Origin of the sequence: Coleofasciculus sp. FACHB-542, assembly GCF_014695825.1 — a bacterium.
In the GTDB taxonomy this organism is placed as follows: Bacteria; Cyanobacteriota; Cyanobacteriia; order Cyanobacteriales; family FACHB-T130; genus FACHB-T130.
The window spans coordinates 199573-216062 of sequence record NZ_JACJPB010000036.1; the positions used below are offsets into that span (position 1 = coordinate 199573).

Genomic DNA, 16490 nt, shown 5'->3' on the forward strand with positions numbered 1-16490 from the left:
TACCTTGGTGATTTCCTTTTACTAACTCTGCGTTATAAATTTTCAGTTATTCTAAGGTTGATAACAGTTCGAGGAAGACTCCGTTTGTCCAACCAAAGCCGATTTCGTTGGAACTGTAGCCAAAGAGAATTTCATGGGAAACATTGGCGGAGCAATTACAAACGTCATATTTTTCTACCAGCGTTCCGTATCTTTCAAACTCTTGCACTAGCAGAGATATAAACTTTTTCGCTAAACGATCGGCGTCTTGGTGATAACCATAGCGATGAAGTCCTTGAACTGCAATTAACTGTAAAGGTGCCCAACCAAAGGGAGCATCCCATTGATTTCCGGTTACATGAGTGCTAGTGAGTAATCCTCCCGGTGCCTCAAATTCGGGTAAATTTTCAACCACTCTTTTGGCTTGTTCTTCAGATGCAATTCCAGCCCACAAAGGATAGAATGTGGTGGCAAATTCGTAGGGGCGACGCTTGCCAGTATGGAAGTTGTAATCAAAGTAAAGTCCAGCTTCTTCATCCCAAAGAAATCGGTCAATTAATTTGTGGCGGTTGCGAGCGCGATCGCGCCACTGATGAGCAATTTCTTCATATCCCAAAATATCGTTTATCTGGGCGGTATCTTGCTCTGTTTTATAAAGCAAAACATTCAAGCAAACAGGCGCATAGTGAATAATATCTACACTAAATGGGCCAAAACGGTTGCTGATGTCAAACCCAGATTCTCGCATGGAACGATCGCCTTTGTAAAATAAATCAGTTAAGCGATCGCTCTGGCGGTCATAATACAAGTTGACATCGTAAGCTTCAACTGCAAACGTCCGATAATATTCCCGTACCCGATCATAATGAGTTCTCCCTTCTTCATCCCGCTCGGAAATTAACACTTCCGGCGCTGGACCTTCACCTAATGCAAAATAGCGCGAAAGTCCGGTTGCTTGATTCAGGTGGGGGGGTAATGTCCAATAGTAGTAAAAACGTTCAACGGTTGGCAGTACTGATTGCAGCCAGTCCCGATCCTGCGTGTGCTGGAAGAGAGCCAAAATCATCGGCGTAAGGACGGGAGGTTGCGATCGCGTCAGCATATAGGTACGATTGGCATTCAAAATCGTGCCGTAATGCTCAATTTCATAAATTAGCTGTTCCACCAAGCTTTTGGCTAATTCTATTTCTCCATCTCGCAACAATCCTAACTGGATAAAATAGCTATCCCAGCCGTACATCTCATTAAAACGACCGCCCGGAACCACATAGGCATGAGGTAAATAGAGCAACCCGTGATCTTCAATTTGATCAACTTCTGCCGGTAACGTGCGAATTTCAATTTGATTAAATTCTTCGTTGCTCAAAACTTCCCGCAAAGATGCCTCAATGAGCGCTCGATCTTCTGATTGCGAGACATAGATAGGCCAACCTTTACCGGGAATATGACCAATTTTTGGGTCGCGGGCAGCATCCAAAATATGCTCGTGAGAGCGATAGAGGGTTTTCCAAGTTTTTTTAATGTAGGCTTTTACTGCCTGAATTTGTTCTAGGGAGGGAAACAATTCGGTTTGAGGTAAGGATTGATTAATCACGATTTTTCCTTAGTATTTGTAATAAATCTGTCTGTTGCCCCCCGATCGATGGGGGGCAACAGTATCTGATGTCCAGTATGACAAAGGGGAATCGATATTAGCGATCGCTTTCGCTAATTAATAAAGCGACCGGAAAGTGTTTTAAGGCGTCCGCAATCAACACCGTGCCATTCGCGCTCAGGGACTGAGAAGTAATTGCATCTTTCATTGCAGATGGCATTCTCTGCGGTAGCTTCAACCGGGTGTCACCCCATACTTCGCCCAAAGGATATTCTCCTTCTTGGACAACGTTCGTCAGCAATCGCGGGACAATCGTAATTGCCACCCGATTTTCATAACTTCTGGCAAAAGCAACAATCCGATCCTGAAACTTTCCATTCACTTCTAGCGGTACGTAATCTCCTTTTTGGAAAACTGCCAAATTTTGTTTTCTTGCCTCCAGAACCCTAGCTATCAAGAAAAGCTTAATTCTTCCATCCTCCTTACTCGTAAATAGCTCATCGATCAGCTTCAGAACATCTGCCTTAGCTTTCTCTTTAATCTTTTTAAGGAATGCTAGCCGCTGCTCAAAGTCCACTGGACGCCGATTATCTGGGTCTACTAAACTCAGCTCCCATAACTCCGTTCCTTGATAAAAATCAGGTACACCAGAAGCGGTAATTTTTAGCAAAGTTTGAGAGAGAGAATTGAAAATTCCGTAGTAAGCTATCGATTGTTGGAAGGGCAGAAACTCCTGGAGAAATTGATTATCTGTGGAAGGCTTCAGGACTTCTTCGATAAAAGCAACAAAGCCATCTTCATAATCAGTATCCGGTCTGAGCCAAGCGGTGTGAACCTTAGCCTCTCGAACCGCTTTCACTACATATTCTTTCACGCGTTCTACAAAGTGCGATCGCTCGCTTTCAGCAAACGGAAAAGCACCAACCAGCGTTTGGTAAAAGAAATATTCATCATTCTTTTGAGGAAAAACCCGACCCTTCATGCGGCGTTTTTTAGAGTCGTTAATTTTACTCCAAGTTTTTACCTGTTCTTCCCACTCATCGGGAATTTCTGAAAGCACATTTATTCTAGCTCTGACATCTTCCCCACGCTTGGTATCATGGGTTGCCGTGGCATTCATTTTATGAGGCCAACGCTCATGCTGCTTTTGGTTGAACTCGTGAAAATCTGCAACGCTAACCCCAAATTGGCTCGGATTTCCACCCACTTCATTCAGGGATAAAAGTCGGTTGTAAACATATAAAAGCGTATCCTCAATTCCTTTCGCCATCAATGGGCCCGTCAACTGCTGAAGTCTCATCACGAAGTGACGCTGTACTTCTCTTTGTTCTGCCTTTAAAGAGTCCTCCTCTTCTAGCAACAAGAGTTTTTCAATATAGTTCAGTTCCTTCAAAAGCAACGGCACTTGCTCTCTAGCTTTTTCAATGACTTCCTTCACATAGAAGCGATCCGATTCTCTTAATCCCTCTTGATTGATATAAGTTCGATAAACGGGAAACAGTATCAGAATCTCAGCCAATGCTCTTTGCAGACCATGCTGAGTAAAATCGATTCCTACTCTAGAATGCCCCGATACTCGTTTCAAAAGATGGGCTAAATTATCTACATCTCCCGCCATATTTTTCTCTACAATCAGCCTTTTTTTATCCATAAAAAGCTGCTCGTAGGGGGTATTTAAACCTGTCAGTCTAGAGTAAATCTCAGTAAACCGTTCCTCGCTCTCAGTTCGGCAGAAAATACCGTTAACATAGTTTAAGAAGTCATAGCCGCTGGTTCCCTCTATAGGCCAGTAAGCAGGTAAATCTTCTTTATGTTCCAGAATTTTTTCAACCGTAATATAGACATCTCCAGCTTTGTTTCTCAGCCGTTGCAAATATTCACTTGGATCGTAGAGTCCGTCAATATGGTCGATTCGGAGTCCTGTGATTGTTCCAGACTCAACCAACTGACTTATAAAATTATGAGTTTTATGAAAAACCTTGATTTCTTCGACTTTGACAGAAATTAATTCGTTGACGGTGAAAAATCTTCTATAATTCAGTTCTTCAGCACCCACTTTCCAAAACGAAAGGCGATAGAACTGTTCTGAAAGCAACCTATCAAGAGAATTAAAACTTTCTGGATTGCCCTTCTCCCCATTAAAAAACTCTATGTTGCTATCGATAAACTCCTGAACCTCTGGATTTTGGGTATAAAGTTCCCCCAAAAGTCCTTTTACAAAGGCTATCTGGTCATATCGTTCTTTACCTTTTGGTTCTACTAGCGTGTTTTTGAGCAGGTAAAGAATCCCTAGTAATTTAACAAAATCTGGATGATTTCTTCCCAGAGATTTAGCTAGTTTTCCTAAGTTATGAGTAATAAACGGGGCATAAGATTCTATTTTTACAGGAAGTTTTAAGCTAAAGTAGTTAACACTCAGCCCGCTTTGATCGTACTGGAGTTGAATTTCGGCATTTTCCAAACAATCTCCATAAAAATTACCCAACATTGGGGCAAGAACGCGCTCTCTCAGGTTTTCATAAGGATGATTCCAGTCAATATCGAAGTAATCGAAATACTCGGAATTTGGTCCGTTTTCGAGGATGTCCATCAAGAACTGATTTTGGCTATCATAAGCCATGTGGTTGGGAACAATATCCTGTACCCATCCCATATCGTAATTCTTGATTTCATTCACCAATGCTTCAAAATTTTCCGGTGTTCCTAGTTCGGGATTCAGTTGTGTGGGATCAACAACATCGTAGCCATGAGTGCTACCTTCTCTTGCTTTAAAAATGGGCGAAGCGTAAAGATCGGAAATTCCTAATTCAGCGAGATAAGCAATAATTTTCTTGGCTGAATCAAAGGGAAAATCTGCATTAAATTGAATTCGGTAAGTAGCTGCTGGAATCCGCATGATGTAATTTTAATTCCTCAATGATTTTTCTAATTTTGTCAGGTGAACAGTGCTTGCTCTACAGTGACGACTGGCGAAGCAAAGCCTCAATCGTCTCGTTATCATCAGTTTGATAATTAGGATTGGAAGGCTCTGCCTCGTCTATTATCCTGCTATCTCGTAGAGAACAATACTCTGTGGTTTGATGGTCAATTCTTGGTTTGGCGTGAGTTTTTCCGGTAAAGTGGAACCAGAACCCATCCACTGAGTATCGGAAGAGTCTAAAATCTTTTGCCAGTTGCCACTTGGTAGATTAGCTGTAAAAGTGACCTCTTTTTGATTGAAGTTCATAATGGAGTATATCTGACTAGTTTCACTCCAACGCCGAAGGAATAAGATTTTATCGGCTTCAATGCTGGATGCTTCTAGAGTGTTTTTGTCTGGTTTCTTCAAAGCAGGAATTGTTCGGCGTAGATGTATAAGTTGCTGATAAAATTCCCAAAGAGCTTTGTGTTTTCCTTCTTTTCGTTTTTCCCAGTTAATCTGACACTTCTGGAAGGTTTCAGGACTTTGGGGATCTTGCATTTCGCCTCGCCCCACAAATACTTTGAATTCTTCTTGTTTACTCTTGCGAATTGCTTCAATCAAATCCTTATCTGAATGACTGATAAAGTAAAAGAAAGGCGCTTCCTCACCATATTCTTCCCCCATGAAAAGGAAGGGGACAAAAGGAGATAGAAAAATAGCAGCCGCAGCTAGTTTCAACCCTTCTAAGGAAACAAGCTGAGATAACCTTTCTGCCAGGACGCGATTACCAATTTGGTCGTGAGTCTGGGTAAAGACAATGAACCGATATCCTGGTTCGTCTTTGGAAGAACTACCATGACGGCGCTTTCTATGAGAAGCGTATTGTCCGGAGTAAATAAAGCCTTCTTTGAAAGATTTTTCGAGTTGTTCAACCTTTCCAAAATCCTCGTAATACCTATCGTTCTCTCCGGTGAGTAAGGTATGCAATGCGTGGTGAAAATCGTCATTCCACTGTGCATCTATTCCATAGCCGCCCACTTCTTTGGGTCGAATGACTCGGACATCGTTCAAGTCGCTTTCGGCTATCAGATAAAATTTTCTACCTTGTTGCTGGGAAAAATTAGCAACTTGGTCTGCCATTTCCTGTAATAAGGGTCTAGCACCCATCTCAAAAATGCCCTGAATGGCATCTAATCTTAGACCGTCTATGTGATATTCTTGGAGCCAGTAAAGAGCGTTTTCTAAACAAAAATTACGGACGCCATCGCTGTATTTGTCATCAAAATTCATCGCCTCTCCCCAATCACCGCGATATTTGGTAGTGAAGTAGGGAGCAAAATCTCGGAAGTAATTTCCTTCAGGACCTAGGTGATTGTAGACGACATCGAGAATGACTGAGATACCGTGTTGGTGACAAGCATCAACGAGTTTTTTTAATCCTTCGGGGCCACCATAGGAATTCTGCACGGCAAAGGGAAACACCCCATCATATCCCCAGTTTCTCTCACCGGGAAATTGAGCAACTGGCATAATTTCAATGGCATTAATCCCTAACTCGCTTAATTCAGCAAGTCGGGGAATTATTGCCTCAAAGGTGCCTTCTGGAGTGAAGGTGCCAACGTGTAATTCATAGATAATAGTTTCATCTAAGGGAATGCCAGACCAATTAGTATCATTCCAGGCAAAAGTGCTAGGATCGATGACTTGAGAAGGGGCGTGTACCCCCTTCGGTTGGTATTTTGAAGCTGGGTCTGGTCTATCAGTTGTTCCTTCGAGTTTGTAGTAGTAAAGCGTTCCTGGTTCAATGCCTGAAGTTTTAACTTTCCAGTAACCTTCTTCATCCTGTTGCATTGTGAGAAGGCGTTCTTCAGGAGAAACAATTTGTACGGCTACTGTATGAAGAGTGGGTGCCCAAACGGTAAATTCACAATTTCCGTTGCCCAAGTAACAAGCGCCAATTCTCACCTTTAATTAGCCTCGCTGTTAAGAGTATTTTTCGCCTGATGGCGAAGTCGCGTTAACGTATCCCAGAATATAGTTACGTTTAGTTACGTAGAACTGCCATAAGGTGTATTTTTATTTACTCAATTAGCGATCGCGCATATCAGCTTACTGACCTCTGGCAATGGCAGAAGGCTAAAAGCCACGCTAGTAGAGTCAGAAATGACTGCCTCTGTACTTGTGGCTAAGCTTTAGTGGCATCTTGAAATAGGGGGATTGGGAAAAATGCTATGGAAACAATGAGGATTCCTTTTCAATTGATTTGGGTAGTGGTAGCGATCTGTGTGCTGCCTAGCTTGCTGAATTTGTTGGGAGTGGATTTTGCCTCACCGAAGCATCCCTTCGAGGTGCCAGCTGCTGTGGGAATGTCTCCCCGCGCATTTGTCGAAGCGATGCAGTACACGCTTTCCGGAAGCTTTCTGCACACCATTCTGGAGTGGAGTGCGTTCTGTATTGCCCTGTCCATTGTTATTTTGTCTTTGATTCACTTCAGCCTGAAGCGCGATGCTGTCACGCTCATAATTGGCGTGGCAATGTTTTGTGCGGGGTGCATGGACACCTTTCATGCTTTAGCCGCCGACCGATTGAGCCAGGGGATAGCAGATAGCCAAAACCTAATTCCTTTGACTTGGGCAGTCTGCCGACTTTTTAATGCTTTGATTCTGCTAGGAGGCGCGGGAATTTTTCTGGCGACGAAACCAGGAAAGTGGAAGGGAGGCGCGGGTTTTGTTGCGCTCGCTAGTGTATCTTTTGCTGTTGCTTCTTATACAATTGTCTATTTCTGTACCCATAGTGCCATACCGGCAACTATTTTCCCGAACGCGCTTGTTACTCGTCCTTGGGATGTCCCGCCCCTCTTATTGTTTATCTTTGCAGGTATTTTTGTTTTTCCTCGCTTTTATGATGCTTATCCCAGCCATTTTTCTTTAACGCTAGCGATTAGCGTGATTCCCCAAATTGCCAGTCAACTCCACATGGCTTTTGGCTCAACTGCATTATTCGACAACCATTTCAATATTGCCCATTTCCTTAAAATTATTGCTTACCTCGTCCCATTTATTGGCTTAAGTTCGGAGTATATTCATACTCTTCGCGAAGAAGCTTTAACCGTTGACAAATTAGAAGCCACACAAAAAATATTATTAGATAAAACCAAGCAGTTAGAACTCATTAATCTTGAGTTGCAAAAACAAATCGCTGAGCGTCAGCAAGTAGAAGAGGCGTTGCACCGCTCCAACGTCGAGCTTGAAAGGAGAGTTGAGGAGCGAACAGCAGAAATTAGACAGACAAACGATCTGTTATTGCTTGAAGTTTCTGAGCGCAAGCAAAGTGAAAATCGCTATCGAGAAAAATCTCAAGAGCTAAAAATTACTCTACTTAACCTCCAGAAAACTCAAGCTCAATTGATTCAAACTGAAAAAATCTCCAGCCTCGGTCAATTAGTGGCTGGAGTTGCTCACGAAATAAATAATCCAATTAACTTTATTCACGGCAATATCAATTATGCCTGTGACTATGCGAATAGTTTGCTCTATTTGTTACACCTTTACCAACAGCAATACCCCCCTACACCTGAAATTGACCAAGAAATTGAAGCAAGCGACCTTGATTTTATTATTGAAGATTTGCCAAAGTTACTAAAATCAATGCACTTAGGAATTGAGCGAATTCGAGAAATTGTTCAGTCCTTACGTTCGTTTTCTCGCGTCGATCAAGCGGAAATGAAGCCGGTTGATATCCAAGAAGGCATTGACAGCACCTTGCTAATTTTGCAGTATCGACTGAAAGCGATCGCTGGCGGTCCCACGATCACCGTGACCAAAGAATATAGCGATTTGCCATTAGTTGAATGTTACGCGGGACAGTTGAATCAGGTGTTTATGAATCTGCTGAGTAACGCGATTGATGCACTAGAAGAGTCAGTCGCTAAGGAGGAAATATTTTGTCTTTTACCCAGTATTAAAATTAGCACCGCTGTTGAAGACGAAAAGCTAGCGGTGATTCGCATTGCCGACAACGGCCCAGGCATGACAGAAGAAGTCCGTTCTCATCTATTCGATGCCTTTTTCACAACGAAACCAGTCGGGAAAGGTACCGGCTTAGGGCTATCGATTAGTTATCAGATTGTAGTAGAAAAACATAGTGGCAGTATGGAGTGTATTTCTGCACCCGGAGAGGGGGCAGAGTTCGTCATTAAGATTCCGATTTCGCAGAACAAGATATCGCAACTCTAAATGATTCCAGAAGTCGAGGATCTATGTCGGCAGAGGCGATTAGCATAGAGTTGAGTATTGAGAAACGCGAGACGAACAGATGAACTTTTGTAGCGACAATGTCACCGGGATTTCGCCGGAAATTATGGCAGCGATCGCTGCCGCTAATCAGGGTACCACCATGCCTTATGGTGATGATGAATATACCCAGCGATTGTCAGCCCGGTTCAAGGAATTGTTTGAGACAGATGTGACCGTTTTCCCCGTCGCCACGGGTTCTGCTGCCAATGCTCTCGCCCTGTCTGTTATTACGCCCCCTTTTGGGGCGATTTACTGCCATCGCCAATCTCATATCAATCTGGATGAATGCGGGGCACCCGAATTCTATACCGGCGGCGCAAAGCTAGTAACCCTGGATGGCGCAGATAGCAAGATTCGCGCCGCTGACTTGGCTGCTGTACTGGCAAAATCGGGCGCTGGCGTCGTCCATCACGTACAGCCTGCGGCTGTAAGCTTGACTCAGGCAACGGAAGCTGGAACTATCTATCAGCCAGAGGAAATTTCCCAGATTGCCGAAATTGCCCATTCCTACAATTTGGGTTTACATATGGATGGTGCCCGTTTTGCGAATGCAGTGGTTAATTTGGGTTGTTCTCCAGCGGATATCACTTGGCGGGCTGGGGTTGATGTACTATCGTTTGGAGCGACTAAAAATGGTGCAATGGCAGCAGAAGCCGTCATCTTTTTTAATCAAGATTTGGCAAAAACTTTCGCCTATCGTCGCAAGCGCAGCGGGCATCTCTTTTCAAAGATGCGGTTTTTATCTGCCCAGTTGGAAGCTTACATTAAAGATGATTTGTGGCTGAAAAATGCTGCCCATGCTAATCAGATGGCTAAGAAATTAGCGCATGGGCTAACAGCGCTACCAGGAATGAACCTGTGCTATCTGGTTGCAGTAAATGAAATCTTTATTCAGATGCCGGAGGAAGTTATCCAAGGGCTTCTTGCCGATGGTTTCCAATTTTATCCCTGGGAGGGGGAATATTCATCAACCGTCCGATTAGTAACAGCTTTTAACACTAAAGAAGAGGATGTTACTGCCTTTATCGAGGCGGCACGGGCACACTGCAACGTGGTTTCTTCACCTCTAGTTTCCACCTTCAATTTTCAGTAGGGAAGGGCAAAATTTCTTTCCCTAGTTTATGATTTTGTGCCCCGCAGGAGAGCCGAGTATTCGCAAAATGAACGCTGCGGCGCACCCACAATGGAGAATACCGATTTTGCTTGTGAAGAAGCATTATCCAGTAATATTTCCAGTTCTTGAACTGCTTCTGGTGGTGTCTGCTGTCGTGCTGTCCAATCTGCAAAATCAATCGGTAGGTGCCACTGTTGCATCGCGGTGAAGGGCATCCCAATACTTTCGCCAGCCGCTTGCCACTCCGATATCATCCAATCCCAACTATGAGAAGGATCGCGTAGTTTCTCCACCTGATTGATAAACTCTGCCAGTGCAATATCTTCCGGCGAAATAATGTCCACAACCAGAAACTTTCCACCCGGTTTTAGCACTCGAAAAACCTCACTCAGCGCGGGTGCCAAGCTGGGGAAGTGATGAGCGACATAGCGGCAAGTCACAATATCAAACTGCTCATTTGAAAAGGGGAGTGCTGTAGCATTGGCTTCCTGAAAATGCACGTTATTTAAGCTTCGTGCCGCTGCTTGCCGCGATGCCTCCGCTAACATTTTCTGGCTTAAGTCGATGCCAATCACTTCGCGGACATGAGGGGCAAAAGCAAACCCCGTATGTCCTGCCGCACACCCTACATCAAGTACACTCATCTTTGATGTTGGTTCACCTGCCTGCACCATCAGCTCCAGATCGTGCCCTTGTGCGAAAATGGGTGATGTACTGTATGCATTTGCTGCACGGTCAAATTGCTCTCGGATTGCTTCTTCTGGCTGCATTTTTGGCTCCTAAAATAGGTGTGGACAGGATAGAAATTCGGTGGAATTAGTGTTTTTAGCTCTAAGCCAATCGGATTGAGAAGCGATCGCTTTCTGTGTCAACATCAACGCACGATGCAGGCAATGCCGATAACACGCAAAGCGTTAAAACACGCTCAACCCAGCAATTTCAGCATCTCAATCGCCAGACTCGGAATCAGCGGCGTCTCTAGAGACGGGCATCACCAGCACCTTATCAACGCGATTGCCATCCATATCCATCACTTCAAAACGCCAACTACCCAGATGAAAATGGTCGGCAGCCGTAGGAATTTTCCCTAAATGGGTAATCATAAAACCGCCCATTGTGTGATAGTTTCCTTTTTGCGTTCCCGGCAATTCCTCAATATCTAATATTTCAAAAAACTCTTCCACCGACAACATTCCATCAATCAACCAGGAACCATCTTCGCGTTGTACGGCTGGAGGAGATGTTGTACTATCGATTTCTACATCACCAACGATTTCTACTAAGATGTCGTTGAGCGTAACTACTCCCTGAGTGACGCCGTATTCATCTACAACCAGCGCCATGTGAGTGCCGGTTTGCTTGAATAATTCTAGAACTTTCAGCCCTCCGGTACTTTCAGGCACAAATACCGGCTGTTTCAACGAGAGCGTCAGGTCAAGCTGTTGTCCGGACAGACAGCGCCCTAATAGGTCAGTCACGGGAATGATGCCCAAAACATTATCCAGTGCCCCCTGACAAACGGGAAATCGGGAATAGGCGCTGTTTATAATCTTGCGTTGATTTTCTTCCTGGGAGTCTTCTAGGTCAAGCCAGACAATATCCGGTCGGGGTGTCATTAACGCACTCACGGGTCGGTCTCCCAGGCGAAACACTCGTTCCACCATGTCTTGTTCTGCTTCCTCAAAGGTTCCCGCCTCCGTGGCTTGCTCGATTAAGGCTGTAATATCGTGTTCGGTGATTTCACCATCGGTAGACGGTCTGATGCCCAACAGCCGCACCATCATATCGGTGGAGGTACTCAATAGATAAACAACCGGGGCGGCAATAGTAGCCAACATCCGCATCGGGATAGCAACAGATGAAGCAATCCGTTCTGGATAGTTTAAAGCCAGGCGCTTGGGCACCAGTTCGCCAATAATCAGTGTCAGATAGGTGATGATCAGGATGGCGATCGCTGATGCGATCGCGTTTTTATACGGAGCGATCCAGGCAATCAACCCTAATAGAGGGGTAAGGCTTTTGGCGATAGTTCTTTCGCCGAAAGCACCGGAGATAATTGCTAGGAGGGTTATCCCCACCTGAACAATCGCCAAAAACTGATTCGGGGAATTCGCCAGTTCCAAGGCAGCGCGTGCTTTGACATCCCCTTGGTTAGCCAGCTGTTGCAGCCTCACCTTCCTAGCCGAGACGATAGCTAACTCTGACATCACAAAGATGCCATTGGCAACGATCAGTAGCAAAACAATCAGAAATTCGGTAGTAGGGGTCATTTGTCAATGTGTCAGTAATATCGGCGAACGGTGCCTTAGATGGAAGTAGGGGCGATACCCGAAGTTGGATGGTTAGAAAACCAGAGAACCAATGTGCCCACCCCGATATCAAAAGCTGGGGTTCCCCAAAAAAGCAGTAGCTATAGAGAAAGTAGCATTTTGTGTAAAGCAGAAATCTATCGGTAGAGCAGTCTCGATTTGAACTGCCTTCTAAAATGATGGAAGTAGGGAGGTATACTCCTGCCTTTTTGTCAGAACGAATTAAGCATTTCCTCCAACTGATGGCATTTTCTTCTATTATTCGTGCCCTAGGGCGATCGCCTCTCACGACAGAACTCCTTTCTAAGCTCGACCAACAACGGTATCTACAGCTCAACGGTATTCCCCGTTTGCCAAAGGGATTGGTGGCTTCTGCCCTCGCGCAAGCCCAAGGACAGAATTTGTTCGTGGTGTGTGCCACCCTGGAGGAAGTCAGCCGCTGTTGCGCTCAACTGGAAGCAATGGGTTGGCAGACGGTACATTTTTATCCGACTTCTGAAGCATCGCCCTACGAGCCATTCGATCCGGAATCGGAGATGACTTGGGGACAGATGCAGGTCTTGGCAGATTTAGTCAGGACTGAGGTAAAAGGAAATCCTCAGTCTTCCACAAAGATGGCGGTTGTGGCGACGGAACGGGCGCTACAACTTCATTTGCCGCCTCCTGAAGCTTTTAAGCCTTTCTGCATCACCCTGGAACGCGGACAGAGTTGGGATTTAGATGCCTTTAGCAAGAAGGTGGCGACTCTGGGATACGAACGGGTGCCTCTGGTGGAAATGGAGGGGCAATGGAGTCGGCGCGGGGATATTATCGATGTGTTCCCGGTGTCGGCTGAGTTGCCGGTGCGTTTGGAATGGTTCGGGGATGAACTGGATCAGATGCGGGAGTTCGATCCGGCGACGCAGCGATCGCTTGATAAGATTGAGCGGCTGGTGTTGACTCCGACTGATTTTAGTCCGATTGTTCGGGCGGCGTTAGAAGATACGAACCGCCAAAACGCCAAGGTCGCGAAGGAAGAGAGGGAAGAGAGGGAAGAAGAACCAGAGAAGAGTACGCGGCGGTTGTTGGGGGTGGCTTTTGAGAAACCGGCTTCTTTGTTGGATTATTTGCCGGAAAATACGCTGATTGCGATTGATGAGCCGGAGCAATGTCGCGCCCATAGCGATCGCTGGGTGGAACACGCTGAAGAACAATGGGCAATTGCGAATAGGAAGGAGGAATTACCCAAAATTCACCGCAATTTTGATGAATCTTTAGCGGCGGTGGAACGCTTTAAGCGGCTGTATTTATCTGAATTGGTTGAATCCTCAGTCCTCAATCCTCAGTCCTCCGCACTCAATCTGGCTAGTCGTCCGGTTCCGGTAACGCCGCATCAGTTTGCTAAAATTGCGGAAACTTTGCGGAACGAGCGCGATCGCAGTTTCTCGATCTGGATCGTTTCTGCACAACCTTCCCGTTCTGTATCGTTGCTCCAAGAACACGATTGTCCGGCGCAATTTGTCCCCAATCCCCACGATTATCCGGCGATTGACAAGTTGCAAATCCAGAAGACGCCGGTGGCGGTAAAATATTCGGGGATCGCGGAACTGGAAGGATTTATCCTGCCCACCTTCCGGTTGGTGGTGGTGACAGACAGGGAGTTTTTCGGACAGCATTCTCTGACAAGTCCCAGCTATATCCGCAAGCGTCGTCGGGCGGCGTCTAAGCAAGTCGATCCCAACAAGTTGCGCCCCGGTGATTATGTGGTTCACAGAAATCACGGGGTTGGTAAGTTTCTCAGGCTGGAAAGTCTGACTGTTAATAACGAAACCCGCGAGTATTTGGTAGTGCAGTACGCGGATGGTTTGCTGCGAGTAGTGGCAGATCAGGTCGGTGCAATGTCTCGGTTTCGCGCCACGGAGGGGAAACCGCCGGAACTCAATAGAATGTCCGGGAAGGCGTGGGAATCTACGAAGAATAAAGTCCGCAAGGCGATTAAGAAATTGGCGGTGGACTTGCTGAAGTTGTATGCTCAGCGATCGCAACAACAAGGTTTCGTTTATCCACCGGATTCGCCGTGGCAAGAAGAATTAGAAGATTCTTTCCCCTATCAACCGACGCCGGATCAGTTGAAGGCGGTGCAGGATGTGAAGCGGGAAATGGAAAGCGATCGCCCGATGGATCGGTTGGTGTGCGGTGATGTCGGTTTCGGCAAGACGGAAGTCGCCATCCGCGCCATATTTAAAGCGATTACCGCCGGGAAGCAAGTTGCGTTCCTCGCCCCAACGACGATTCTGACTCAGCAGCACTACCACACCCTAAAAGAGCGTTTCGCCCCCTACCCAATTGAGGTGGGTTTACTCAACCGCTTCCGCAGTGCTGAGGAACGCCGCAATATTATCAAACGGCTGGCGACTGGAGAATTAGATGTCGTCGTTGGCACTCACCAACTCTTAAGTAAGGAAATTCGTTTCCGAGATTTAGGGTTGTTGGTGGTGGATGAAGAACAGCGATTTGGCGTTAACCAGAAGGAAAAAATCAAATCTCTGAGAACGCAGTTGGATGTGCTAACTCTTTCCGCCACCCCAATTCCCCGAACCCTTTATATGTCACTGTCGGGAATCCGGGAAATGAGTTTGATTACTACGCCGCCACCCTCTCGGCGTCCGATTAAAACTCACCTGGCATCCTACGATCCCGAAGCGATCCGCACGGCGATTCGTCAAGAACTCGACCGGGGGGGACAGGTGTTTTATGTCGTCCCGCGAGTCGAGGGAATTGAAGAAACTGCCACGAAGTTGCGGGAAATGGTGCCAGGAACCAGGCTAGCGATCGCTCACGGTCAATTAGACGAATCTGAGTTAGAAGCGACGATGCTTGCCTTCAGCGCTGGCGAAGCGGATATCCTCGTCTGTACCACGATTATTGAATCCGGCTTAGATATCCCCAGAGTCAACACGATCCTGATTGAAGATGCCCATAAATTTGGTCTATCCCAGCTATACCAATTGCGCGGACGGGTCGGACGTGCTGGCATCCAAGCTCACGCATGGCTATTTTATCCCAAGCACAAGGCGCTCTCAGATGCCGCACGGCAACGCTTACGAGCCATTCAGGAATTCACCCAATTGGGTTCTGGCTATCAACTTGCCACGCGCGATATGGAAATTCGGGGCGTCGGTAATTTATTGGGTGCGGAACAATCGGGACAGATGGATGCCATTGGTTTCGACCTTTATATGGAAATGTTGGAGGAAGCGATTCGCGAAATTCGCGGACAGGAAATTCCCCAAGTTGACGATACGCAGATTGACTTGCAGCTGACGGCGTTTATCCCCGCAGACTACATCACCGATTTGGATCAAAAGATGAGCGCTTACCGTGCAGTGGCTGCGGCGAATTCTAAGGAAGAATTAGTGAGTATTGCCGCAGAATGGAGCGATCGCTACGGGAGTATCCCTAAATCAGCAACTCAGTTGCTGCGGGTAATGGAACTGAAACAACTGGCGAAAAAACTCGGCTTCAGCCGGATTAAACCAGAAAGCAAACAACACGTTATCCTAGAGACACCGATGGAGGAACCCGCCTGGAACCTGCTCAAAGATAATCTGCCAGAACACCTGAAAACTCGCTTTGTCTACACCTCCGGTAAAGTCACCGTTCGCGGTTTGGGCGTCTTGCCTGCCGAGCAGCAGACGGAACATCTGATTACTTGGTTGGGTAAGATGCAAGGGGCACTCCCAGAACCGGCACTCGTCTAATTTACATATCAGTACTGACAGCTCGGTTTGCAGGGTCGAAGAGTTGAAATTTGTCTTTAAGTTTGTCTGCTATTAGATCGGGCAAATCGGTAGTGTCAAAACCTCTTCCTGTCTCTCTGCAAATTTTTTGTTATTTTTGCTACCAATCCTCTATCAATCTCAGGAAAGATAATGAACAAATTGCACTCAAAAAAATTACCTCGTTGGGTACTTCCGCTTTGACTGAATACTTAGTTTTAATGTAATTAATGAATGCAGTACAGCCAAGCTAACTCTGTAATTCTCCTATATCAGAATTATCGGGACATTTGTTTAACTTATCTAATTCTGTTCTTCTAAAATTAGCTTGGGCTGGCATTTCATGATTTTAACCAGTCGAGAAATAAACTAAATTCAGTCTCTAAGCAATCCCAGCTTAGGTATTTCGACGTGGCATTTGTTTAATTGGTGATTATTTCATCAAATCTTTAAAAATCCTGATAGAATTTGTTCGTAGTTTTATGAAACATTTCTTTAGGGTTTGTATCTTGGAAATAGGGATGAGCAAATACTCAAGC

General features: G+C 45.7%; 8 protein-coding genes. 3 read left to right on the forward strand and 5 right to left on the reverse strand.

The window, feature by feature from the left end; all coding sequences use genetic code 11:
- Positions 1-46: 46 nt before the first annotated feature.
- The 3 genes from H6F52_RS12845 to treZ all read right to left on the reverse strand — a co-directional run bounded on the left by H6F52_RS12845 (position 47) and on the right by treZ (position 6440).
- A complete protein-coding gene (locus tag H6F52_RS12845) occupies positions 47-1570 on the reverse strand; it encodes a trehalase family glycosidase (RefSeq protein ID WP_190428832.1) in 1524 nt (507 codons plus the stop codon).
- Positions 1571-1670: 100 nt separating this feature from the next.
- Positions 1671-4469, reverse strand: coding sequence for a malto-oligosyltrehalose synthase (gene treY / locus H6F52_RS12850; protein ID WP_190535180.1), 2799 nt, complete (start codon positions 4467-4469; stop codon positions 1671-1673).
- A 144-nt stretch (positions 4470-4613) separates the two neighbouring features.
- Complete coding sequence (treZ, locus tag H6F52_RS12855; protein ID WP_190535183.1) at positions 4614-6440, reverse strand: malto-oligosyltrehalose trehalohydrolase; 1827 nt, start codon at positions 6438-6440, stop codon at positions 4614-4616.
- A gap of 275 nt (positions 6441-6715) precedes the next feature.
- On the opposite strand from treZ, the gene H6F52_RS25765 reads away from it, so the two are divergent.
- Complete coding sequence (locus H6F52_RS25765) at positions 6716-8710, forward strand: ATP-binding protein (RefSeq protein WP_242033935.1); 1995 nt, start codon at positions 6716-6718, stop codon at positions 8708-8710.
- 79 nt (positions 8711-8789) lie between these two features.
- Positions 8790-9863, forward strand: a complete 1074-nt coding sequence (locus H6F52_RS12865; RefSeq protein WP_190535188.1) for a low specificity L-threonine aldolase — start codon at positions 8790-8792, stop codon at positions 9861-9863.
- A 26-nt stretch (positions 9864-9889) separates the two neighbouring features.
- Here H6F52_RS12865 and H6F52_RS12870 read toward each other — a convergent pair whose 3' ends face one another.
- Positions 9890-10654 carry a class I SAM-dependent methyltransferase gene (locus tag H6F52_RS12870; protein WP_190535191.1) on the reverse strand — a complete coding sequence of 255 codons (765 nt, stop codon included), beginning with the start codon at positions 10652-10654 and terminating at the stop codon, positions 9890-9892.
- Between the two features lie 177 nt (positions 10655-10831).
- The gene (locus H6F52_RS12875; RefSeq protein ID WP_190410123.1) at positions 10832-12154 is read right to left on the reverse strand and encodes a hemolysin family protein; all 1323 of its coding nucleotides are present in this window, start codon (positions 12152-12154) and stop codon (positions 10832-10834) included.
- Positions 12155-12435: 281 nt separating this feature from the next.
- Here H6F52_RS12875 and mfd point away from each other — a divergent pair, with 281 nt between their 5' ends.
- The gene (mfd, locus tag H6F52_RS12880) at positions 12436-15933 is read left to right on the forward strand and encodes a transcription-repair coupling factor (protein WP_190535193.1); all 3498 of its coding nucleotides are present in this window, start codon (positions 12436-12438) and stop codon (positions 15931-15933) included.
- Positions 15934-16490 lie beyond the last annotated feature (557 nt).